Consider the following 22,613-nt stretch of genomic DNA (forward strand, 5'->3'; position numbering starts at 1 on the left):
TCTATCGTACCGCGTGATGCTCGTGCTGAAAATTCACCAGAACCCCAGGGGCAGCAAGTGAGTGCAGGCTCACAACACGGTGCAGAAACACGAGAATATCTTTTCCTGCATTTTCAGAATAGCGCGTAGAGGGGGCCTTGCCGCAAGGCCCCGCCTATGGTCCATAATCAATACCTTCCCTACGAAACCCGCCAGATCAGGGAGCGCATGTGCCTGCAACCATGTCGAATGCCAATTACTTCGCAACCGAACAGGAAAATCCACCTCCAGAGACCACCGCTGACATCGCGCAGGACCAGCAAAGGCTGCGTGAAATCGCCGCACGCGTAGAGCAATTGCGCTCGGAAACCCTTGAGCGCATCGCATCACGCGGGCGGGATCACGCCGGCATCCTCCAGCAATCACTGGAGCGCGACGTTGAACTCAATGAAATGGCCGCGCGTTTACGCCAGCTAGACCGGATGGGACCGAGTGCCTGCCTGGGATTCATGGAGAATGCCTCAACCGGCGAGCGCCACTACATCGGCCGCATTGGGTTGAGCGATGATCAGGGCAAGCAGCTCATGCTCGACTGGCGCGCCCCGGCAGCAGAACCATTCTTCGCCGCAACCCACGAAAACAGCTACGGACTGGTTCTGCGCCGACGCTACCGTTGGCGCCGACAGCTCATCACCGACTACTGGGACGAGGTCTTTGATTCATCACTGCTGGCCTCGCACGCCCGCTTGGATGACCATTCCTCATTTCTCGCATCCCTTGGCAGCAAGCGCTCGCCCAAAATGCAGGATGTGCTCTCAACGATTCAGACGGATCAGGATGCGATTATCCGCAGCAGCTCACAGGGCGCCCTTGTGGTTGACGGCGGCCCCGGTACCGGCAAGACAGTGGTCGCGCTGCACCGTGCCGCTTATTTGCTCTATGCAGACCCGAGGCTGCGCAGCCAGGGCGGTCGCGTGCTGGTAGTTAGCCCGCACGAGGCCTACTCCGCGTACGTCTCGGACGTTCTTCCCAACCTGGGTGAGGACGAAGTGCTCATTTCAACGCTTTCGAACATAGTTTCGATAGGTGATGATTTGCCGGCTGAAGCAGATCCTGAAGTACAACGGATCAAAGCCAGTACAGCGATGCTCAAGACGATCGAACGGGCTGTCACCGTATTCCAAGAGCCCCCTGCAACGGACCAAACTGTTGACCTAGCCGAGGGGCGAGTAACCATTTCGGCGCAATTGTGGCGCAATGCCTTGGACATGATTGAACGGAAGATTCCGCACAACGAAGCACGCATGGCGTTGCGCGAGGCCCTCATTGATATATTGCTCCCCGCGGAAGACAGCACTGCAGACACCCATGCGTTGTTCCGTGCCGAACTGGAACGCAGCACCTCGCTGGAGGGCATCCTGAATGAATATTGGCCTGTCTTGGATCCCATCAATCTGTTGCGGGCGGTGCTGGGCAACGATGCGCTGCTGCGCTACAGCGCCCAAGAACTCACCGATGAAGAAATCAACCATCTCTTGGCGAACCCTGCCAGCGATAGCTGGACCGCAGCTGATTACCCATTGATTGACCTCGCCCGCTTCCTCATCGGCGACCCCGACAGCGAAGCCAAGCAACGCGAGGAACGATCGCGCAGGCATGCCGAGCGCAGCCAATGGAAGAACGTCATTGACGACTTGATTGCTTCGGCTGACGACAAGGAGGATCTTTCCTCCCAGCTCATGCACCAGGACCTGCAAGAACAACTCCTGAGCCAGGGCATGGAAAGCCCGGAGAGATCAATCAGCTTCGACGGTCCGTTCTCGCATGTCATTATCGATGAGGCCCAGGACCTGACCGATGCCCAATGGGCCATGATCCAACGACGCTGCCCATCCGGAAGCCTGACGATTGTCGGCGATAGGGCCCAGGCGGCGGAAGGATTCACCAGGAGCTGGGAACAGCGCCTGGACGATATCGGGATCCGGAACATCACCATCGCTCCCCTGCAAGTCAACTACCGCAGCACCGCGCAAATCATGGAAGCGGCCGCCCAGCAGATCCTGCCATACATGCCCGAGGCCAATGTTCCGCGTTCGCTGCGTTCGGACGGCGTTCCTGTGCGGTACGCACGACCGGCTGACCTCAGCTCGATCTTGGATCAGTGGCTGGACGAAAACAGCGAAGGCACCGCAGTGGTGATCGGCGCTCCGGGATTCGCTGCACCTGACCGGGCCAGCTCGCTGTCACCAGAGCATGCCAAGGGCTTGGAATTCGATTTGGTACTCGTCAACTTGCCGGAGAACTTTGGCACCGGATTGAGTGGAGCCGTCCGCAGGTACGTGGCCATGACGCGAGCAACAGCCCAATTGGTAGTGCTCACCGAACAGTAGCCCGCCGGTCCTTTCGGTAGGCTGGCATCCATGAGCACTACGCAGCCGCACTCAGCGCAATCCCAGAACCAGCAGCACGCCTTGGCCTCGCCAAGGGTGCTGCGCTGGGGACAACACCTGGTGACAGCGATCCTGCTGGTCATTGCGCTGCTGCGACAAGTATCAGCGCAAGACAATGTCCTTGCGGCGATACTCATTTCAACGCTCTTCGCTGCCTGGTACATAGCAGGCTTCATCACCCACCCGGCCAACAAGATCCATGCCAAGCCCACCTGGTGGCTAGCGGTCCTTCTCCTCATCTGGATAGCCAGCCTCTTTGTTTCAGCCGAGTTCATGTGGCTGGCTTTCAGCCTCTGGCTGCTCTTGGGACACCAGCTGACTTTCCTGCCCTCCATCTTGTGGTCTGTCGTCGTGTATGCCTTCACCCTATTAGCTCCCTACTTGCACCATGGGCAGCTCAGCATTGCAGCTGTCGCGGGCCCGCTGGTTGGCGGCCTCTTTGCCTGGGGCATTTCACGTGGCTACCTGCAGATGGAACAAGACGCCCAGGAACGCACTTCCCTGGTCGATTCATTGATGCGCGCGCAGGAGGAAACAACAGCCCTCCAAGAAGAACTCGCTCGCTCCCAGCATGAAGCAGGCATCGCGGCCGAACGCACGAGGTTGGCCAGGGAAATCCACGACACCATCGCCCAACAGTTATCGTCAATCGGCCTGCTCGCCAAAGCCGCCAGCGCAGCCAACGATCCGAAAGCGACATTCGATGTCCTCGAACGCATCGACCAGCTATCCGGACAGTCTTTGAACGATCTGCGAAGAATCATCGCCGCCTTGGCGCCAGCAGAACTTGATTCCCAGGCGCTCGCCGGTGCCCTTTCACGTATCCTTGATGACTTTTCGATTGATTCAGACGTGGGAACACGTATCGATATAGAGCCCGGCCTACCCCTTCTGGATCCAAGTTTGCAGATAGCCTTGCTTCGCACTGCGCAGTCTGCGCTGTCCAATGTCCGGCGCCACGCCCAGGCAACCACGGTTGTGCTGAGCTTGAGCTACAGTGACGATGAGGTGCGCCTGGACATCGTGGATGATGGGCGCGGTTTCACTCCGCCAACAGGCCGGCTGCAACACAATACTCCGGTAGGCGGTTTTGGGCTGACAGCGATGAACCGACGTCTAAATGAACTTGGCGGCGGACTGGATGTAGAAAGCGCACCTGGAGAAGGAACCGCACTGTGCGCCCACCTTCCACTGCGCATCGCAAAGGACAATTTATGATCAAAATCCTGCTGGTTGATGACCACCCGATTGTCCGCACCGGCCTGCGGGCGCTATTCGACAATTATGAAAATATCCATGTGGCCGGTGAAGTATCTACCGGCGAAGAAGCAGTGGATTTTGTCATGGAGAACGACGTGGATGTGGTGCTCTGCGACTTGCGTTTGGGCGCGGGCATGAACGGCGCGCAGACAACAGCGGTCATCCGCAAACTGCCCAAGGCACCACAGGTGCTGATCCTGACAACTTTTGACAAGGATGCGGAGATCTTGGCGTGCATCGAAGCTGGCGCTTGCGGGTATCTGCTCAAAGACGTCAGTGCGCAGACCATCGTCGAGTCCCTTCGACAAGCCGCAGCCGGGCACATGGTGCTGGCTCCGGAAATGACCTTACGCGTTGTTGAAGGGATGCGCCGGCCCAAAGTCGAACTGACCGCGCGGGAAAGGGATGTACTGGCGCAGCTTGCCACCGGCGCAGCAAACAAGCAGATCGCCAAGACTCTGTTTGTTTCTGAAGCTACGGTGAAAACGCATCTGGTTCACATTTTCGACAAGCTACAGGCAACCACTCGAACGGATGCGCTCAACAAGGCCAAGGACCACGGACTGCTCTGATCTGGCGCCGGAAGGACTCGACACTCCCGGGGACTTCTCAACCTTTCGGTTGATCTTTTATTCAGCTCTTTCCACGATGGCTGAAGCTGCAAATTTCCGTTGACTGGAACTATGAAAGTTTCAGTTATTTCCCGGGTTGCTCGGTCGCTAACAAGCCGACGTGGCGCCCGAATCTGGGTCGCAGCGGTCATCGCTGTCATCGCTATCGTTTTTGGATCGCTTAGCAGTCTCGAAGCTCCAGCCCGGTCCGACAGTTCCATCGTCAATGGCTCGGATTCCGCGCAAGTCCAACAGATCTTGGATGAAAATAGCCATGATTCCACGACCTCCGCCCTGCTGGTTGCATCCAAGCCCGATCATTCCGCACTCAGCAATCAGGATAAGACCGCGTTAGAAGGGCTGAGCACAGAACTCAGCGCAGGCGCCCACGTCACGGGTGGCCGTCTGATGATCAGCGAAGACCAGCAAGCAGCGATGCTCCCGGTCTCGTGGAGCACTGTCTCCAAGGAGGCCGACCGGCAAACGCTTGAAGATCTCCGCAACTGGATCACCCAGCATCCGGCCCAGCGACTCGACTTGCAGGTCACCGGTTCCACCGCCTTCGCGGTGGACATCACCAATGCATTCGCCGGCGCTGACTTCACATTGCTGGCCGTCACCGTAGGCATCGTCGCTCTCCTGCTCATCCTGACCTACCGCTCGCCAGTACTTTGGCTACTGCCTCTATCCGTAGTCGGAATAGCCGACCGCAGCGCTTCGCTGATCGCCAATCTTCTAGGCAATCTCTGGGGCTTGAGCTTTGACTCAGGCGTGCTCAGTGTCCTGGTTTTCGGTGCAGGAACCAACTACGCATTGCTGCTGATTTCGCGCTACCGCGACGAGCTGCGCACACAAGAAGATCACCGCCAAGCGCTGGCCAAAGCCTGGACGTCAAGCTTTGAAGCAATCTTGACGTCCAATCTGACCGTCGTCCTGGCGCTGTTGACCCTGGGCCTGGCAGTTATGGAAGACACACGGGGTCTGGGGATCGTCTGCGCGGCCGGCCTGCTGATTGCTGCGTTCTTCGTGCTGTTCCTCTTGCCGCCGGTGCTGGCTATGAGCGGCCGCAAGGCTTTCTGGCCGCTGGTGCCTCGGCCAGGTTCAGTGATCAAGAAGGAGAACTTCTTCGGGCGCGCGGCACGACTGGTCATGCTTCGACCAGGGTTGAATCTAGCGGCTTTGATAGCCCTCTTGCTGGTCCTCGCAAGTGCGCTGGCTGGCACTCGAATCGGATTGCCACAGGTCCAGCAATTCCGAACCGCGACAGAATCCTCCAGCGCGATGGAACAGCTGTCGGCTCACTTCCCAGCGGGTGAAGCACAACCAATCACCGTCTTGGCTCACCCTGATCAAATCGATGCACTAGGCAGCCAGCTGGCTGACGTTCACGATGTGAAGCGTGTCGGGCCGGTGCGCGATGTGGGCGACTCGGACTGGCGGCAGTTCTCAGTAGTTCCTGCCATTGACCCAAACTCGTCGCAGGCCCAGGATCTGGTGGCCAAGCTTCGAACTGTCGCTGGAAATAATGGGCAAGTGCTCATCGGCGGGCCCACGGCACAGCAGTTGGATTCGCATCAAATGCACCTACGCGATTTGTATGTCATTGCCCCATTGATCATGTTCATCTGTTTCGCCATGCTCGGATGGCTCACTCGATCTTGGCGGACAGCCCTGGCGCTTGGCCTGGTGAATCTGCTCAGTGCTGCCGCGGCTGTTGGGCTCGGTTCCCTTGTGTCCTCGCTCGTCTTCGATGCCACGGCCCTCGACGTCCAAGTGCCATTGCTTGCCTTCGTCTTCTTGGTGGCCTTGGGCGTGGACTACACGATTTTCTTCACCCACAGAGTCCGACAAGACGTTCAAAATCACGAGCTGGAGCCAGCAATCGAGCAGGCTGCTAGCCGTACCGGCTCGGTGATCACCAGTGCAGGTCTCGTACTGGCCGGAGTATTCGCCGCGCTGGCCACGCTGCCACTGACCGTGTTGGGCCAGCTGGGCTTGATTGTCGGGCTGGGGGTTGTGCTGGACACCTTCGTTGTTCGGACGTTACTGCTCCCCGCACTTCTTCACACATTAGGGGCATCAGGGCGACCGCTTTTCGGCGGGACGTCTCGCGACGCCAAACATGCCACAGAACCAATCACCCCGAAAGAATGCGAATTCCATGCGTAAGCTCGTCAACTTCTCCTTCCTCTATATGATCCTGGGCGTCGCTTCAGGACTGTTCTACCGGGAGTTCACCAAAATCAACGGTTTCCCTGAAGGTCAGTGGACCCAGCTTTCGGTGGTGCACACGCATCTGTTGATCCTCGGATTCATCATGTTTCTCGTAGTGTTGCTACTGGAAAAGGCGTTTGAACTGAGCAAGTATCGCAAGCTCTTTGCATGGTTCATGGGGACATACAATGCCGGAGTCGTTTTGACCGCAGGAATGCAACTCACCCATGGCATCATGACGGTGCTTGGCGTTGAGTCTTCAGCGATGATTTCCGGGATCGCTGGACTTGGCCACATGTCGATTACTGCAGGAATGGTCCTGCTCTTCGTCATGCTTCGCCGAGCCGTAGGCACTCGAACTGGCAGTGTACAGACGGCGGGAACTACCGAGAAATAGTCCGAATTCATCAGAGTGCGAAGGCGTCCCGGCCCTATGGCCGGGATGCCGTCGCGTCTAAAGGAAATAGGCAATTTTCTGAGCGGATACGTCAATGGCGGTGGCCACTAGCAAGATATTGCTAGTGGCCACCGCCATTGGCGTATCTAGAGCCTGGGGTAAGACTTACAGGCTCTCAGCCAATTTTTTTGCGCGAGAGAATTCCATCATCGCATCGCGTTCTACGACCTTGACTCGGTCACGGGTGATGTCACCGAAACGAGTGGAGACGGTGCCTGCGGCCGCGCCGAGTTCCTTCTCGTGCTCGTCCAGGTTCTTCCAGCCATCCCAGTCCGAGAAAGCAACCCCACGGCTTTCCAGCAGTTCTGCGATCTGCTGCGAGGATTCTGGCTCGGCGAGCTGGGTGAGGTCTTCCAGCAGGTGGGTGATGGTCTCCAGAGCGTCGCCCTTGGTATGGCCGATCAGGCCAATTGGACCACGCTTGATCCAGCCGGTTGCGTAGAGGCCTGGAACGTGGGTTCCAGCAGCATCGAGAACGCGTCCTTCTTCGTTTGGCAGAACGCCCTTGGCACCGTCGTATTCGATGTCATCGACTGCGGAACCGAAGTAGCCGACAGCACGGTAGATGGCCTGCAGCGGGTATTCGACGAATTCGCCGGTACCGCGGGCACCGCCGTTGCCGTCCAACTCGTTGCGTTCAACCTTCAGGCCAGTGACCTTGCCGTCTTCGCCCAGTACTTCAACTGGCGACTGCAGGAAGTGCAAGTGCAGGCGGCGCGAGGCGCTTGGTGCCTCTTCGCGTTCTTCCTGCTCGATGAGCCAGTTGGTCAGGGTGGAAACCATGGTCTTGGTCTGGTTGTTCGTCTTCATGGCTTCATCGGAAGCCTTGTCGAATTCGAAGTCCTCCGGGTACAGCACGATGTCAACGTCCTTGGAGTGCGACAGCTCGCGCAGTTCCAGTGGAGTGAACTTCACCTGTGCTGGTCCGCGGCGGCCGAAGACGTGGACGTCGGTGACTGCCGAGTCGTTCAGCTGCTCGTAGATGTGCTCTGGGATTTCGGTTTCCAGCAGCTGATCGGCGTGCTTGGAAAGGATGCGGGCGACGTCCAGTGCGACGTTGCCGTTGCCGATGACTGCAACTTCCTTGGCCGACAGGTCCCAGTTCTTGTCTGCGTCTGGGTGTGCGTCGTACCAGGAAACGAAGTCTGCGCCACCGAAGGAGCCCTCGAAGTCGATGCCCGGGATGTTCAGGTCGGCATCCTTCTGGGCGCCGGTGGAGATGATTACGGCGTCGTAGCGTGCGCGCAGGTCATCAAGGCTGATGTCGCGGCCCAAGCCGACGTTGCCGTAGAAATCGATCCAGTCATTGTTCAGCACCTTGTGCAGTGCGTTGATAATGCCCTTGATGCGCGGGTGGTCAGGCGAAACGCCATAGCGGATCAGCCCGAATGGAGTAGGCAGCTCATCGAAGAGGTCGACGTGCAGTTTCAATTCGCCCGATGCAACTGGCTGGCTCTTGTTCAGCAGGTCGGCGGCGTAGATACCGGCTGGACCGGCTCCAACGATGGCTACACGCAGTGCCCGGGAGGCCAGGTGCTCAGGGATGATAATTTCACTCATCAAACAACTTCTCTTTCTTAGTCAACGAATGAGGCCGGCTCGGTGGCATCGGCGTTCTCTAGCGGCAGGAGGTCTACCAGTTGGTCGGAGGCTTCCGGGGCTAGCCGAACGACATCACCGATGACGATGACGGCCGGATTCGCCACTGCGGCCTTGCGGGCGCGCACTACAATCTCTTCTAGCGTACCGATAGTTGTGCGCTGCGTCTGTGAGTAACCTCGCTCAACTATCGCAATTGGCGTACTTGACGGTAAACCTCGGGTAAGCAATGTCTCAACAATTTGTGCCAAATTTGATACTCCCATCAGCACCGCGAGGGTGTGATCGGAGCGAACCGGCACGTCGGCCAGTTCAGCGTGTCCACTCACTACGGTGAAACCGGTAGCGATTCCACGGTGGGTCACCGGGATTCCGGCGGCTCCAGGAACCGAAATCGCGCTGGTGATTCCCGGGATCACGCGAGTGGAAATTCCGTATTCTGCGGCGTAGAGCATTTCCTCTCCGCCACGGCCCAAGACGAAGGGATCTCCGCCCTTGAGCCGGACAACGTGTTTTCCTTCAAGCGCGTACTTGACCAGAAGTTCATTGGTCTCGTCTTGGGTCTTCACGTGGCAGCCAGGAGACTTGCCCACGTTGATCACCAGCACGTCATCCGATAGGTCTGCCAGCAGCGCGGTGGGGCCGAGCCGGTCAGCCAAAACCACATCGGCGGACAGAAGGGCTTTGTAGCCTGCAACGGTAATCAGTTCAGGATCACCGGGGCCACCACCAATAAGGGTGATGTGTCCTTTAGCCATTGTTTTCTCCAGTTCGGCTCATTCCACGATCACGCAACAGCTTGCGTTCAATCGGAGCAAAAAATACTAATTCGATCAACACGCCAACGAGCAAGATGGTCAGGATCACCAGCATGACCAGCGGCAGATCCGCGAGGTCGCGGCCGCGCTGCAACAGCGATCCAACACCCAAGGCGAGGGAGCCGCCTACAGCGATCAATTCGGCAGCCATCAGCGAACGCCATGCAAACGCCCAGCCTTGGCGCAATCCGGCGACATACCCGGGCATGGCCGCTGGCAGTTCGATGTGCAGCACGTGTTCCCATTTGGAGGCACCAAGCACCTTGGACAGCGACTTGTACTGCGCCGGGATCATGTCGATGCCGGACAGCAGGCCGTTGATGATGGATGGGATGGCTCCGAGCAGCAGGACCGTGTAGATGGTTGCATCGCTCAGTCCGAACAGGATGATGGCTGCTGGAACCCAGGCGATCGACGGCAAGACCTGCATTGCCGAGACCAGGGGTCCCACGCCTTTGCGCAGTAGTGGCTGATGTGCCAGCAGCAATGCCAACGGGGTGGAAATGACCACGGCAATCGCGAAACCGCTCACTGCACGGAACAGGGAATTTCCCACAGCCGATACCAAAGAGCCGTCCGCCAGCAATTGCGGAAGCTTTGCCGCGACAGCTAGTGGGCCGGGGAAAAGGTCTTCCCGCAGCGGGCTGGCCCAGGAAATGATCTGCCACAGGCTCAGGAGCACCACGACAGTCAGCAAGGGGGCAACCCATGAGTCGAGCCGGTTGTTCGGGCGCAGCTTGATTGCGCGCACGGGATTCACCCTAGTTCGGGATTCGGTCAGTGAGCTCATGTTTCCGTTGCTCCTTCCTGAGAATCGTGGTCAGTTCATCGGCCAATGCGGCGGCCTGGGCCGGGTTATTGCGAAGATCGTCGGTGATCCGTCGGGTCTCCAGAATGCGTCCTGGGTGCGAAGAGAGCACCAGGATGCGGCCGGAGAGGCGGATCGCCTCGCGCACATTGTGGGTGACAAAGATGATGGTCTTGCCCGTTTGTCCCCACAAGGCCCGCAACTGCTCGTGGAGCATATCTCGGGTGATCGCGTCCAAGGCTGCAAATGGTTCGTCCATCAGCAACACCTGCCGGTCCTGGGCCAAGGCCCGCGCCAGAGCAACTCGCTGGCGCATGCCTCCGGAAAGCTCGTGGGGCTTCTTGCCGGTGGCATGCCCGAGCTGTACGAGGTTGAGCAATTCTTGCACGCGCTGCTGGCGTTCCGCAGCTGGCTTGCCCGCGAGCTTGAGCGCCAAATCGACATTCTCGCTAGCAGTGAGCCACGGCAGGAGGTTGGCATCCTGGAACATGAATGCGGCGCCATCCTTGGGTACCTCGAGCCAGCCGGAGCTCGGTGCCAAGAGGCCGGCAATCATGTTGAGCAAGGACGACTTGCCGCAACCGGAGGCGCCCAAGACGGCAATGAACTCTCCGTCTTCAATTTCTGCACTGATGCGGTCGATGACCAAGCCGGTGCCTGGATAGCTCAGGGACACTTCATTCAGCAGTACTCCCATTACTTCTCCTGTTGTTCAAGAAAGCGCGTGTCCACGAGTCCGTCTGCGTTGCCGCCGGTTCCGACCCCGACAGCCAGTGCATGGTCCACCAGCGACTGGTAGGTCTCGGGTAGCGGGTCCTGGCTGAAGTGCACTTGCTCCAGGGCTTCAGCGATCACGCTTTCATCAAAAGAGCTTCCGTTGGCTTCAACCAGTGCTTTCTGCACTGCCGCCAGCTTTTGCTTCTCGTTCGCTTGATTGAGCCAATCAATGGCTTCGGTATTCGCATCGACCAGCTTCTGCACGGTTTGCGGGTGGCTAGCCATGAACTCCTTGGAGACCACCAGAACCGTTGTCGGGAACTTGCCTTCAGGCCACAGCTCGGCTTCGTTCACCAAGCGGTGTCCGCCGTTCTTCTCCACCAGCAAGGATGCGTAGGGCTCAGGGAGCCACGCGCCATCGATTTCACCGCGGCCGAAAAGCTGCGCCACGGTGCCGTTGGAACTCGGGGTGACCGTCGCGTCCTGCTTCAAATCCAGGTCCTTGAGGTAGTTGCGCAAGGCGACATCCTGGGTTCCGCCGAACTGCGGGCTGGCCAGATTACTGCCGGCCAGTTCCTCGGGCTGAGTGATCTTCTTGCTCACGACCAGGCTGGCACCGCCGTAGGCAACGCCTGACACCACGTTCAAGGAATCGCCATGGCTGGACAGGTAGCTGTTCAGCGCAGGGTTTGGCCCCAGGTACGCGGCGTCGATGGCCCCTGAATTCAGGGCTTCCACGGCGGCCGGTCCGGCATTGAAAATCTGGCTTTCAACTTTGGTGCCGTCTTCTCCAAGGTGATCTTGGAGAATGCCTTGGGACTGGGCGATCAAGGCCGGAGCATGGGTGAGATTGGCAAAGTAGCCGATGTTCAGCTCATCCGCCGGTCCATGATCTGCCGCCTGCGCCTGGACTTCATTGGGCCCTGGCAGGAAGGTCGTGGCCACGGCTACTGCGGTCAGCGCTGCGACTGCCGCGAGCCCGAGGAAACGGCCTCGGAAGCCGCCCGTTTGCCCATGAGGCGAGAGCCGGACACGATCGCCGTTTCCCGTCGATTCGCCTACATCAGGCCGCTTCATGTTTTTCCTCGATGATCCCCGCGGCTAGGGTGCGCCCCGTGGTTGGATCGATGAGCAGGAAGCTGCCGCCGGTACGCGAAGTTGCGTACTGTTCGATGGCCAGAGCCGCTTGGCTGCGAAGCGTGATCCGCCCCAGATCGTTCAGTTCCAGGGAGTCTGCAGGCTGCTGGGCGTAGTCGGCGACATTGATGACGTAGTCAATGCTGGAGAGCTTGGCCGCGGATACCTTGGTGCCGTGCTTGATCAGCAGTCGCTGGCCGTTGGTGAGCTTCACCGGATCCAGTACGCAGATGTCCGCCTGGAATTCGCGCTGTGCTGCCGGCAATTCGCCGGCCACGATGGTGTCGCCTCGGGCGATGTCCAGGTCGGTTTCCAGTTCAACAACGATCGCGTCGCCGGCCTGTGCGCTCTGCGCTGGACCAGCAGGAGTGCTGATGGCCTTGATCCGGCTGCCCACTGGGTGGCCGTTGGAAAGCACCTGCACGGTATCCCCCACATTCAAGATGCCATCAACCAGGGTTCCGGCGTAGCCGCGGTAGTCGCGGTAGGCTTCCGGATCCAGGCCCGGAGCCAGTGCGCCCTGCGGGCGGATGACGTATTGGACGTCCAAACGCGCGGTGCCGCCACCGAGTTTGGGCTCCAGGTCTTCGAGCAATCCCAGCAGGGTCGGGCCTGCGTACCAGGTTGCCGATTGGGATGGTTCGACCACGTTATCGCCCTGCAGGGCGGATACCGGGATCACCGTGGTGGACGCGATGCCCAGTTCGCTGGCCAGGGAGAGGACCTCGGACTCGATGGTCTTGAAGCCTTGTTCGTCCCAGCCGATCAGGTCCATCTTGTTCACTGCCACGACCAGCCGCGGCACGCGCAGCAGCGCGAGGACGCCGAGGTGGCGACGGGTCTGCTCCAGCACGCCGTTGCGGGCGTCGACCAAGACGATGGCGGCATCCGCGGTGGAGGCTCCGGTGACGGTGTTGCGGGTGTACTGCACGTGGCCCGGGCAGTCCGCCAGGATGAAGGAACGCTTGTCGGTGGAGAAGTAGCGGTAGGCCACGTCGATGGTGATGCCCTGTTCGCGTTCGGCGCGCAGGCCATCGGTCACCAGGGCAAGGTCGAGGGTGCCGTCGGCTCCGCCGAAGCCGCGCTCGGCGCTGGTGCGTGCGATGTCATCCAGAGAGTCAGCGAGGATCGCCTTGGCATCGTGCAGGAGTCGGCCAACCAGGGTGGACTTGCCGTCGTCTACCGAACCTGCGGTAGCGATGCGCAATAATGTGGTGGTCATTTTAGAAGTACCCTTCGGTCTTGCGGTCTTCCATTCCCGCGGCGGAGATTCGGTCATCGGCGCGGGTTGCTCCGCGTTCGGTGAGGGTGGCGATAGCCAATTCGTCGAGCACCTTCTCTACGGTGTCTGCTGCAGAGAGCACGGCACCAGTGCAGCTGGCATCGCCCACGGTGCGGTAGCGCACCTGCTTGATGATCACCTGTTCATCCTCGTTGGGCTGGCTGACCGGGGTCAGCGCCCGCCACATGCCATCTCGTTCGAAGACCTGGCGGCGGTGGGCAAAGTAGATCGGGGGCAGCTCGATGTTTTCGCGCTGGATGTAGGCCCAGATGTCGCGTTCGGTCCAGTTGGAAATCGGGAAGGCGCGCACATGCCAGTCCGGCTCATGCCGGCCGTTGTACAAGCTCCAGATTTCCGGGCGCTGGTTGCGTGGATCCCAGACGCCGAACTCATCGCGCAGGGACAGGATGCGCTCCTTGGCGCGGGCCTTGTCCTCGTCGCGGCGGGCGCCGCCGAAGACCACGTCGAATTCGTTGTTTTCGATGGTGTCCAGCAGCACTCGGGTCTGCAAGCGGTTACGGGTGCCATCTGGCAGCTCGGTCAGTTCGCCGCGGTCGATGTACTCCTGGACGGAGCCGACAACAAGGTTCAGCCCGTACTTTTCCACTACCGAATCGCGGAAGTTCAGCACCTCGGCAAAGTTGTGGCCGGTATCGATATGGACCACCGGGATGGGCACGCGCAGGGGTGCGACGGCCTTGGCCAGCAGGTGCAGGACGACTACGGAGTCCTTGCCGCCGGAGAAGAGCAGTCCCGGCTTCTCGAATTCGGCGAGGACTTCGCGGATGATGTGGATGGATTCGGCTTCCAGGGCGTCCAAAACGCTGCGCTGGGTGCCGGCTGGGGCGTTAGCGGTAATGGTCATGGCTTGCTCCTTAGATGTGGATGCCGCATTCGGTCTTGTTCAGTCCGGCCCAGCGGCCGGCGCGAGGATCTTCGCCCTCGGCCACTGGCCGAGTGCATGGTTCGCAACCGATGGATGGGTAGCCGTTGGAGAGCAGGAGGTTCACGGGGACCTGCTTCTCGGTGGCGTAGTCGATCAGTTCGTCAAAGCTCCACGGTGCCAACGGGTTGAACTTGATCAGCCCGTTCTTCTCGTCGAACGTCACCAGCGGGGTGTTGGTTCGGGTTGGCGCTTCATCCCGGCGGACCCCGGTGAACCATGCGCTGTAGCCCTTGAGGGACTTCGCCAGCGGGTCCACCTTGCGCATCTGGCAGCACTGCGCTGGATTGCTGGCGAAAAGGTCCTTGCCGTACTTTGCGTCCTGTTCGGCCACGGTCAGCTCAGGTAGGACGTCGACGACGTTGACGTCCAGGACGCGAGCTACCTCGTCGCGGGTGCTGCGGGTTTCAACAAAGTGGTACCCGGTGTCCAGGAAGAGGACATCTACCTTGGGCAGCTGCAAGGAGACCACATGTGGAAGCACCGCGTCGGCCATGGAGCAGGCGACGGCGACTTCGCTGGCATCAAGGTGCTTGGCGGCGAAGGCGACTACCTCTGCCGCGCTGGCATCCCAGGCCAGTTCTTCGGCACCGAGCCGCGCGATTTCGCGCAGTTCTTCTTCGCTACGGGTTCGGGTAGGGATCTGCTGGCTCATTTCAGTTCATCCTCTTCTGCTCGGTGGGCCCAGGCGGCGAAGGATTCGCCTTCCGTGGCCGAGGCCGAGTAGTTCTTGACAACGCGTTCTACATATTCGGGGAGTTCATCTGCCGCGACCTTCAGGCCACGGACGGTGCGGCCCAAGGCGGCCTCGCCATTTTCGAATCCGGCGAGGGTTCCGCCCAGGTGCACCTGGAAACCGGACACCTGTTCACCTTGCTCATTGGTGATCAGCTGACCCTTGAAGCCAAGGTCCGCGGTCTGGATACGGGCGCACGAGTTCGGGCAGCCGTTCACGTGCAGAGACAGCTGGCGAGGCAGCTTTCCTTCGTGGTCGGCCAGGCGTTCCTCGATCTTCGCTACTGCATCGATCATGGTGTCTTTGGTGTCCACGATGGCCAGCTTGCAGAATTCGATGCCGGTGCAGGCGATGGCTGAACGCTTGAACAGGCTCGGGTAAGCCTCCAGGCCGAGCGCACGGGCCGAGCCGACGAAGTCCTTGACCTGGTCTTCGGCAATGTCCAGGGCGATGATCTTCTGGTGCGGGGTGGTGCGCAGCCGGGTGGAGCCGTGGGCTTCCACAAGATCGGCAAGACCGGTCAGGGCCGTTCCGGAGACGCGGCCGGCAGGAGCGGTCAGTCCGATGTAGAACTTGCCGTCCTTCTGTTCGTTGACGCCGCTGTGGTCCCCCGCTTCGGTAGGCTGTTCCGGCACCGGGCCATCAGGCAGTTCGTAGCCGAGGTACTCGTCCTGCAGCACCTGGCGCATCTTCTCAGTGCCCCATTCGGCCAGCAGGAACTTCAGGCGAGCGCGGTTGCGCAGGCGGCGGAAGCCGTAATCGCGGAAGATCGAAACGACGCCTTCCCAGACATCTGGTGCTTGTTCTTCGGTGACGAAGGCACCGAGTCGTTCGCCCAAGCGCGGGTTGGCGGACAGGCCACCGCCCACCCAGAGGTCGTAGCCTGGGCCGAGTTCCGGGTGCACCGTGCCGATCAGGGCAATGTCATTGATTTCGTGCACGACATCCTGGCTCGGGTGGCCGGTGATGGCGGTCTTGAACTTGCGTGGAAGGTTCGCGAATTCCGGCTTGCCGATGTAGCGGCGGGAAATCTCGGCGATCACCGGGCTCGGATCGATGATCTCGTCCTTGCTGATGCCGGCTACCGGGGAACCGAGGATCACGCGGGGAACGTCGCCGCAGGCTTCGGTGGTGTGCAGGCCGACAGCTTCTAGGCGCTGCCAGATTTCGGGGACGTCAACCACGTCGATCCAGTGCAGCTGGATGTTCTGGCGGTCGGTCAGATCCGCAGTGTCGCGGGCGAAGTCGGTGGAGATCTGGCCGACGACGCGCAGCTGCTCGGTAGTCAGCGCGCCGCCGTCGATGCGCACACGCAACATGAAGTAGCGGTCTTCGAGTTCTTCGGGGGTCAGCGTCGCAGTCTTGCCGCCGGGGATTCCCTGGGCGCGCTGGGTGTAGAGGCCCCACCAGCGGAAACGTCCATGCAGGTCCTCAGGGTCAATGGAATCGAAACCCTGCTTCGAGTAGATTTCCTCGATGCGCTGACGCACGTTCAGGCCGTTATCGGCGGCCTTCATTTCTTCGTTGGCGTTCAGCGGCGTAGGGCCGTCGATTTTCCATTGGCCGTTGGGCTTTGCCGCCCTTTTAGGACGAGCGGGTGTGGTTGTCTGCGTCATGTAATCCAGCGTAGAAACCCACCCCAGGGGGTCGGCAAACGCGAGTAGTCACATGACTACCGGTTGCCTACAGAGAGCGAACTTCGTCATCTAAGGACACATAACCGGACTCTTTTAACGTCTCTTGAAGACGCACGAGGAAACATTGCGCAATCGTTACGTCAGGTAAAAGTGGTCTTGTCACGACATCAGCACCCGTGCTAACGAGCTTGTGTTGGAAGTATCCGTCGGCCAACAAGGAGCTAAGCACGATCACCGGACGCTTTAACGCGTCCTGCACGACTTCAGCGATCTGGGGTTCTGCCCCGGCGCAATAGCCAACGACCACCTCGCGGTCTAGGATGCGCGAAATCTGGCCGGCAAGATCCTGGACCTGGTTCTGCCCCACTTCGAGTCGGGTGCCAGCGGCAGCGAGGACCACCATGGGATCACCGTCCAGGTGCCCAGCGGCTCGATCAGCCAGTACCTGCGCCAGCTCTGGCAATGGCCCCAGAGGACCAGCCGCGACCGTATTCTCACGCGATTCCACGGCCTTGGCGATGTCAGAAGTCGTATGCACCCCATCGGAGACCAGCAGCGGAAGAACAACTGCTGGTTCCGACTGCGGCAAGGAGGCCACCACGTCATCCAACGACGGTCGCTGCACGTCCACGTAGGCTTCATGCCACACCAAGGTCGCTGCAATTTGATCCTCGGCGAGCTCCTCTAGTTCGGCTCGCAGGTCGTGGATCAGCTGTTGGCCGTTGGCGTTGTCGGTGCCATGGGATGTGGCAACTACGTGAATCGTGCGCTGGGTTGATTGGCTCATTGGTAGGTCCTCACCGGTGGGTTGCGCGAAGGCTATTATGCGTTGCGGATTAGCTTGTGATTGGCTGCCTGCGCCTGGGGCCGGATCACGATTTCGTCGAGATTGACGTGGGCAGGCGCGCTTACGGCGTAGCGGATGACTTCAGCGACATCCTCCGCAGTCAACGGATTCTCCACTCCTGCATAAACGTTATCCGCCGCGCTTTGGCTGCCTAGGCGGCGCAGCGAGAATTCTTCGGTGTGGACCAGGCCGGGAAGGATCTCGATCACCCGCAATCCATTTTCCACTTCTTCCAAACGCAAAGCCTGGGTCATGGCCCGCTCGGCAGCCTTCGCCGCGTTGTATCCGCTGCCGCCTTCGTAGCTCGCCAGTGCAGCGGTGGAGGTGACGTTCAGGACGGTGCCATGTGCCTGGCGCAACTGCGGCAGCAACGCGCGAGTCAGCCGCATCGTTCCCATGACATTGGCTTGCCACATGAACTCCCAGTTCTCGTCCACAGCATCAGCCCAGTACTCGGTTCCGCGGGCTCCGCCGGCGCAGTTAATCAGTGTGTCGACGCCGCCAGCGGTTTCAACGGCTTTGGCCAGGACATCGACATCTGTCTGGATGCTGACATCAGCGGGAACGGAGATCGCACCGGTTTCCTTGGCAAGGCTTTCCAGCCGGTCTGCACGTCGGGCTACAGCAAAAACAGCCCATCCCTGATCGCGGAGGGCTCGAACGGTTGCTTGGCCAATGCCGCTAGAGGCGCCGGTGACTACTGCGGAGCGGGAAACTAATGGTTCTGTGTTCTTCATACCGTCAACTCTATGGCGAGTTCATTGCCAGTTGGTAAGGCATGAATTTCTCTTACGTTTCAAGGCATCTCATAACGAGGCATCGGCAATGGGTCGCGTCGGGTCCAATATTGACCTGAATAAGCACGAAAATTCGCGATTTCACCGGGGTTGCATGCATCGTGGCGCAAGCCATGGGAAACAATGCCTAGGTGCCCGGTAAAACATGAAAGAATAAAGTTATGGCAGAAGAAAACTTGGGCACAGACACGCCCGCAACGGTTTCCGTTCCTGACAAGCCAGCTTTGGAAGGTTTGGAAGAACGTCTTTCGTCCCGGTGGCGCACCGAGGGCACTTATCACTTCAACGAGGACACGACCCGCGAGGCCGTCTACTCCATCGACACTCCCCCGCCAACGGCGTCCGGATCCTTGCACGTAGGACATATGTTCTCGTACACGCAGACCGACGTTTTGGCCCGCTACCAGCGCATGAACGGCAAGAACGTTTTCTACCCACTGGGTTGGGATGACAACGGCCTGCCAACCGAGCGCCGAGTGCAGAACTACTTCGGTGTCCGCTGCGACCCGTCCAAGCCTTATATCGAGGGCTACCGTCCGCCAGAGAAGCCGGCGAAGAACCAGCGCGACTGGGACGTCATCAGCCGCAAGAACTTCATCGAGGTTTGCGAAGAGCTGGCAGTAGAAGACGAGAAGGTCTTCGAACAGCTCTTCACCACCCTTGGCCTCTCCGTTGACTGGCGCATGACTTACCGCACCATCGACGACAACTCCCGTGCAGCTTCGCAGCGTGCCTTCCTGGACAACCTGGCCAAGGGCGATGCCTACATGGCCGAAGCTCCGACGCTGTGGGACGTTACCTTCCGCACCGCAGTTGCTCAGGCTGAGCTGGAAGACCGCGAGATGCCGGGTGCTTTCTACCGCTACGGTTTCGACACCGAAAATGGTGAGAAGGTCTTCATCGAAACCACTCGTCCGGAGCTGCTGGCTGCTTGCGCCGCCTTGGTAGCCCACCCGGATGACGAGCGTTACCAGCACTTGTTCGGCAAGACAGTGACCTCGCCGATCTTCGGCGTTCCAGTCACCGTGCACCCGCACCCATTGGCGCAGGCCGATAAGGGTTCCGGCATCGCCATGGTTTGCACCTTCGGCGATCTGACCGACGTCACCTGGTGGCGCGAACTGCAGTTGCCTACCCGTGCGATCATCGGTCGCGACGGCCGAATCCTTGCTGAGATTCCAGAATGGATCACCACCGAGGCAGGCCAGGAAGCGTACGCCCAGATTTCAGGCAAGACCGTGTTCTCTGCCAAGGAAACCATGGTTGAGCTGCTCTCGGAAGCTGGCCTGCTTGATGGCGAGCCGAAGAAGATCTCCCGTCCGGTGAACTTCTTCGAAAAGGGCGACAAGCCGCTGGAAATCGTCACTTCCCGCCAGTGGTACATCCGCAATGGCGGCCGCGATGAAGAGCGACGCGACCAGATGATTGCCCGCGGCAAGGAAATCGACTTCCACCCATCGTTCATGCGTTCACGCTACGAAAACTGGGTTTCCGGATTGAACGGCGACTGGCTGGTTTCCCGCCAGCGCTTCTTCGGCGTGCCCGTACCGGTCTGGTACCAGGTTGATGAACATGGCGAGCCAAACTACGACGCGCCAATCCTGCCAACGATCGAGCAGCTTCCGGTCGACCCGGCCGCCGACGCTCCATCCGGCTACACCGAGGCCCAGCGCGGCGCTGCCAATGGCTTCATTGGCGATGCCGACGTTTTGGACACCTGGGCCACCAGCTCACTGACCCCGCAGATCGTTGGCCGTTGGGGCCGGGATGACGAGTTCTTCTCGAAGGTCTACCCATTCGACCTTCGCCCGCAGGGCCACGACATCATCCGCACCTGGCTCTTCTCAACCGCGGTCCGCGCAGATTCATTGCACGATAACGCACCATGGAAGCATGCTGCGATTTCGGGTTGGATCCTGGATCCGGATCGCAAGAAGATGTCCAAGTCCAAGGGCAACGTCGTCGTGCCAAACGAGGTTCTGGACAAGTTCGGTGCAGACGCAGTGCGCTACTGGGCAGCCAGCGCCAAGCTTGGCGCTGACACGGCGTATGAAGTGAACCAAATGAAGATCGGCCGTCGCTTGGCCATCAAGATCTTGAACGCCTCGAAGTTCGTGCTGAATCTGGGCGCCACCGATGCCAACGTCCTCACCGACGATGCAGCGGTTGTCACCAACGGTTTGGACCGTTCGCTATTGGCACGCCTGTCGACCGTGATCGAAGACGCCAAGCGTGCCTTCGACAACTACGACTACGCACGCGCTCTGGACATCACCGAGTCCTTCTTCTGGTCGTTTACCGACGACTACGTGGAGCTGGTCAAGGACCGTGCCTACGGCGGTCACGGTGAAGCCGAGCAGGCCAGCGTTCTGGCCACCTTGGCAACCACGCTGGATTCGGTGCTGCGTTTGTTCGCACCGTTCCTGCCTTTTGCTACCGAAGAAGTATGGGGCTGGTGGCGCACCGGTTCGGTCCACCTGACCGCGTGGCCGAGCACCGATCATCTTGCTGCCGCCGTTGAAGGTGCCGACCCAGAAGTCCTGCCGCTGGTCGGCGTGGCTCTGTCAGGTATCCGCAAGGCGAAGTCCGACGCCAAGGTAAAGCAGCGCACCGAGGTGCTGTCGGGTGAGATCCATGCATCTGCTGCGCAGGTTGCCCAGTTGCGTGCCGGCTTCGAGGATTTGAAGTCTGCAGCCAATGCGCGTGAACTGACCCTGGTAGAAGCCGAAGGCGAGCTGGCGGTGACCAACGTTGAGTTGGCGCCAACCGAAGAAGCCTAGTTTCTATTAGATGAGTTGGGCGGCCATTCCTTACGGAATGGCCGCCCAACTTTCTTTAATTCTGGTCCTCCCCCGCCTTTGATTCAGGCGGTGAAGTGCGAACCAGGTTTTTTGGTTTCGCCTTGCGCCGACGTTCTTCAGTGAAGTACTCACGTTGTTCATCGGCTGGTTGCTCAATGCGATGCCGTTCGGGTGGGCGGTTAGACCCATCCTTTGACGAGTGTTCTTGTGGCATCATCATTCCCTTCGCCCCGATTGCAGTGAAGAGCCCCATCGATTTCTCTCCACTGGCTATCAGGAATTCTAGCTCTGGGCGTTCTGGTAAGCCTGCTGGATTACCGAGCCCCAGTATGGGCCGAACATGGTGTTGCGTACGGTGTTGTAACCGAAGCTGTTCACCGAGTTCTGGTAGGTGGAAGATCCGGTACCCAGGAACCATGGGCCACCTGAGGAACCGCCAGTCATGTCGCACGAAATACCCTGCGACTGGGTCTGGCCAAACGGATCGTCAGATGCAGATCCTGCGCAAGACTGCAGGGTCTCGCCGTTGAATGGCGAAGCAGCTGGGTAGCCGTAAGCGGTGTAGTACTCTCCACGTGGCTGGTTGAAGGCCACACCTGATGCTCCGACGGTGTCGGTCAGGGTCGATCCGTTGCTGTTCGAGACTACTGCGAAGCCTGTGTCATAAGTAATGTCGCCGTCATTTGACCACTGCGAAGTCGTGACCAGTTCGGTAGCAGCGAAGGAGCCGTATGGTGCACTGCCATTTTCGTATGCGGGAACGAAGACCCAGCGAGTTGCAAACGCGCCAGGGCCTTCGTTCAAGCAGTGGCCTGCGGTGGAAACGGTGGATTCGTTGGCAGAAACGACTGCGTTACCGGAGCAAACGTAATCCTGGCCGCCGAGGGTGAAGAACACCTTGCCGATATGCGAGACAGGGGCTTCCTGGCCGCGAGTTTTTCCGCCGGCTTTGGTGCTGATCTTTCCTGCGTTGGAGTTCGCAGCATGGCCTGGAACCTTGGCAGCCTTGCTGGTATCAACCTTGGCCGCAGATCCTGATTTGCCAGCGACGAGCGTATCAGCGTTCTTGGCTGCCTTCATGCGGTCGGCAGTCCAGTAGTCAACAGCCGAATCAGCCTTTTGCGCCGATATCTTAATCGATTGGATGTCATCACTTGTTGACGACGGCGCTGCGACTGCCATCGGTGCTGCACTGAGCATCAATGCTCCGGCCAGAAGTGCGGCGCCAGCCAGCTTGCGGCGGCCCTTGAGCTTCGACGAATCCGTCTTTACTGTACGAACTTGCACGATATAACTCCTTGTCCAGTGGCACATGACCACTATCGATGGGGGTGCTGTAGCACTCGTGCAAATTAGTCAAACACACACTTCACACAATTTCTATAGGAATTTTTCCCTCCGCTAACCGCCAACATGACTGCGGATTAGCCTTTGGATGTGAAGTAACTCAGCTTGTTCACAGGTAATCGTGTCTCGCCCAGCAACGGCCATGTGATCTAAGACTGAACTAACCCGATTGC

18 protein-coding genes are annotated in these 22,613 nt (G+C 59.5%); 6 read left to right on the forward strand and 12 right to left on the reverse strand.

Translation table 11 applies throughout. The features are described 5' to 3' along the window. The first annotated feature begins 209 nt into the window (after nt 1-209). From helR to D3791_RS00565, 5 genes are all read left to right on the forward strand, one after another. A complete protein-coding gene (gene helR, locus D3791_RS00545; protein ID WP_172511006.1) occupies nt 210-2,369 on the forward strand; it encodes an RNA polymerase recycling motor ATPase HelR in 2,160 nt (719 codons plus the stop codon). A 30-nt stretch (nt 2,370-2,399) separates the two neighbouring features. Further along, the gene (locus D3791_RS00550; RefSeq protein WP_172511007.1) at nt 2,400-3,647 is read left to right on the forward strand and encodes a sensor histidine kinase; all 1,248 of its coding nucleotides are present in this window, start codon (nt 2,400-2,402) and stop codon (nt 3,645-3,647) included. Continuing rightward, on the forward strand, nt 3,644-4,261 hold the full coding sequence (locus tag D3791_RS00555; protein ID WP_172511008.1) for a response regulator: 618 nt from the start codon (nt 3,644-3,646) through the stop codon (nt 4,259-4,261). Before D3791_RS00550 ends, D3791_RS00555 begins: the two co-directional genes overlap by 4 nt. A gap of 111 nt (nt 4,262-4,372) precedes the next feature. Continuing rightward, nucleotides 4,373-6,469 carry an MMPL family transporter gene (locus tag D3791_RS00560; RefSeq protein WP_172511009.1) on the forward strand — a complete coding sequence of 699 codons (2,097 nt, stop codon included), beginning with the start codon at nt 4,373-4,375 and terminating at the stop codon, nt 6,467-6,469. Next, nucleotides 6,462-6,911 (forward strand): DUF2871 domain-containing protein, encoded by a 450-nt coding sequence (locus D3791_RS00565; protein WP_172511010.1) that lies wholly within the window; start codon nt 6,462-6,464, stop codon nt 6,909-6,911. The genes D3791_RS00560 and D3791_RS00565 overlap by 8 nt, the downstream gene beginning before the upstream one ends. 165 nt (nt 6,912-7,076) lie before the next feature. Here the strand turns inward: D3791_RS00565 and D3791_RS00570 are convergent, their stop codons facing one another. From D3791_RS00570 to D3791_RS00620, 11 genes are all read right to left on the reverse strand, one after another. Next, entirely contained in the window at nt 7,077-8,531 is a 1,455-nt protein-coding gene (locus D3791_RS00570) for an FAD-dependent oxidoreductase (protein WP_022875319.1), read from the reverse strand. 17 nt (nt 8,532-8,548) lie between these two features. After that, nucleotides 8,549-9,328, reverse strand: coding sequence for a uroporphyrinogen-III C-methyltransferase (gene cobA, locus D3791_RS00575; protein ID WP_022875320.1), 780 nt, complete (start codon nt 9,326-9,328; stop codon nt 8,549-8,551). After that, entirely contained in the window at nt 9,321-10,178 is an 858-nt protein-coding gene (locus tag D3791_RS00580; RefSeq protein WP_061951949.1) for an ABC transporter permease, read from the reverse strand. Before D3791_RS00580 ends, cobA begins: the two co-directional genes overlap by 8 nt. Further along, nucleotides 10,150-10,893 (reverse strand): ABC transporter ATP-binding protein, encoded by a 744-nt coding sequence (locus D3791_RS00585; protein ID WP_172511011.1) that lies wholly within the window; start codon nt 10,891-10,893, stop codon nt 10,150-10,152. The genes D3791_RS00580 and D3791_RS00585 overlap by 29 nt, the downstream gene beginning before the upstream one ends. Beyond that, nucleotides 10,893-11,990 (reverse strand): ABC transporter substrate-binding protein, encoded by a 1,098-nt coding sequence (locus tag D3791_RS00590; protein WP_172511012.1) that lies wholly within the window; start codon nt 11,988-11,990, stop codon nt 10,893-10,895. Before D3791_RS00590 ends, D3791_RS00585 begins: the two co-directional genes overlap by 1 nt. Beyond that, nucleotides 11,977-13,272 (reverse strand): sulfate adenylyltransferase subunit 1, encoded by a 1,296-nt coding sequence (locus D3791_RS00595; protein WP_172511013.1) that lies wholly within the window; start codon nt 13,270-13,272, stop codon nt 11,977-11,979. Before D3791_RS00595 ends, D3791_RS00590 begins: the two co-directional genes overlap by 14 nt. A gap of 1 nt (nt 13,273) precedes the next feature. Next, the gene (gene cysD / locus D3791_RS00600; protein WP_172511014.1) at nt 13,274-14,197 is read right to left on the reverse strand and encodes a sulfate adenylyltransferase subunit CysD; all 924 of its coding nucleotides are present in this window, start codon (nt 14,195-14,197) and stop codon (nt 13,274-13,276) included. 10 nt (nt 14,198-14,207) lie between these two features. Next, nucleotides 14,208-14,930 carry a phosphoadenylyl-sulfate reductase gene (locus tag D3791_RS00605; RefSeq protein WP_172511015.1) on the reverse strand — a complete coding sequence of 241 codons (723 nt, stop codon included), beginning with the start codon at nt 14,928-14,930 and terminating at the stop codon, nt 14,208-14,210. Then, entirely contained in the window at nt 14,927-16,627 is a 1,701-nt protein-coding gene (locus D3791_RS00610) for a nitrite/sulfite reductase (RefSeq protein WP_172511016.1), read from the reverse strand. Before D3791_RS00610 ends, D3791_RS00605 begins: the two co-directional genes overlap by 4 nt. 67 nt (nt 16,628-16,694) lie before the next feature. Further along, nucleotides 16,695-17,435 carry a sirohydrochlorin chelatase gene (locus D3791_RS00615; RefSeq protein WP_172511017.1) on the reverse strand — a complete coding sequence of 247 codons (741 nt, stop codon included), beginning with the start codon at nt 17,433-17,435 and terminating at the stop codon, nt 16,695-16,697. 35 nt (nt 17,436-17,470) lie between these two features. Continuing rightward, nucleotides 17,471-18,232, reverse strand: a complete 762-nt coding sequence (locus D3791_RS00620) for an SDR family oxidoreductase (protein ID WP_172511018.1) — start codon at nt 18,230-18,232, stop codon at nt 17,471-17,473. Between the two features lie 221 nt (nt 18,233-18,453). Here D3791_RS00620 and valS point away from each other — a divergent pair, with 221 nt between their 5' ends. Beyond that, nucleotides 18,454-21,072, forward strand: coding sequence for a valine--tRNA ligase (valS, locus tag D3791_RS00625; RefSeq protein WP_172511019.1), 2,619 nt, complete (start codon nt 18,454-18,456; stop codon nt 21,070-21,072). Nucleotides 21,073-21,375: 303 nt separating this feature from the next. On the opposite strand, the gene D3791_RS00630 is transcribed toward valS, so the two are convergent. Continuing rightward, nucleotides 21,376-22,380, reverse strand: coding sequence for a trypsin-like serine peptidase (locus D3791_RS00630; protein WP_172511020.1), 1,005 nt, complete (start codon nt 22,378-22,380; stop codon nt 21,376-21,378). Nucleotides 22,381-22,613: the final 233 nt, after the last annotated feature.

The sequence above is a fragment of the Glutamicibacter mishrai genome, from assembly GCF_012221945.1.
Taxonomy (GTDB): domain Bacteria; phylum Actinomycetota; class Actinomycetes; order Actinomycetales; family Micrococcaceae; genus Glutamicibacter; species Glutamicibacter mishrai.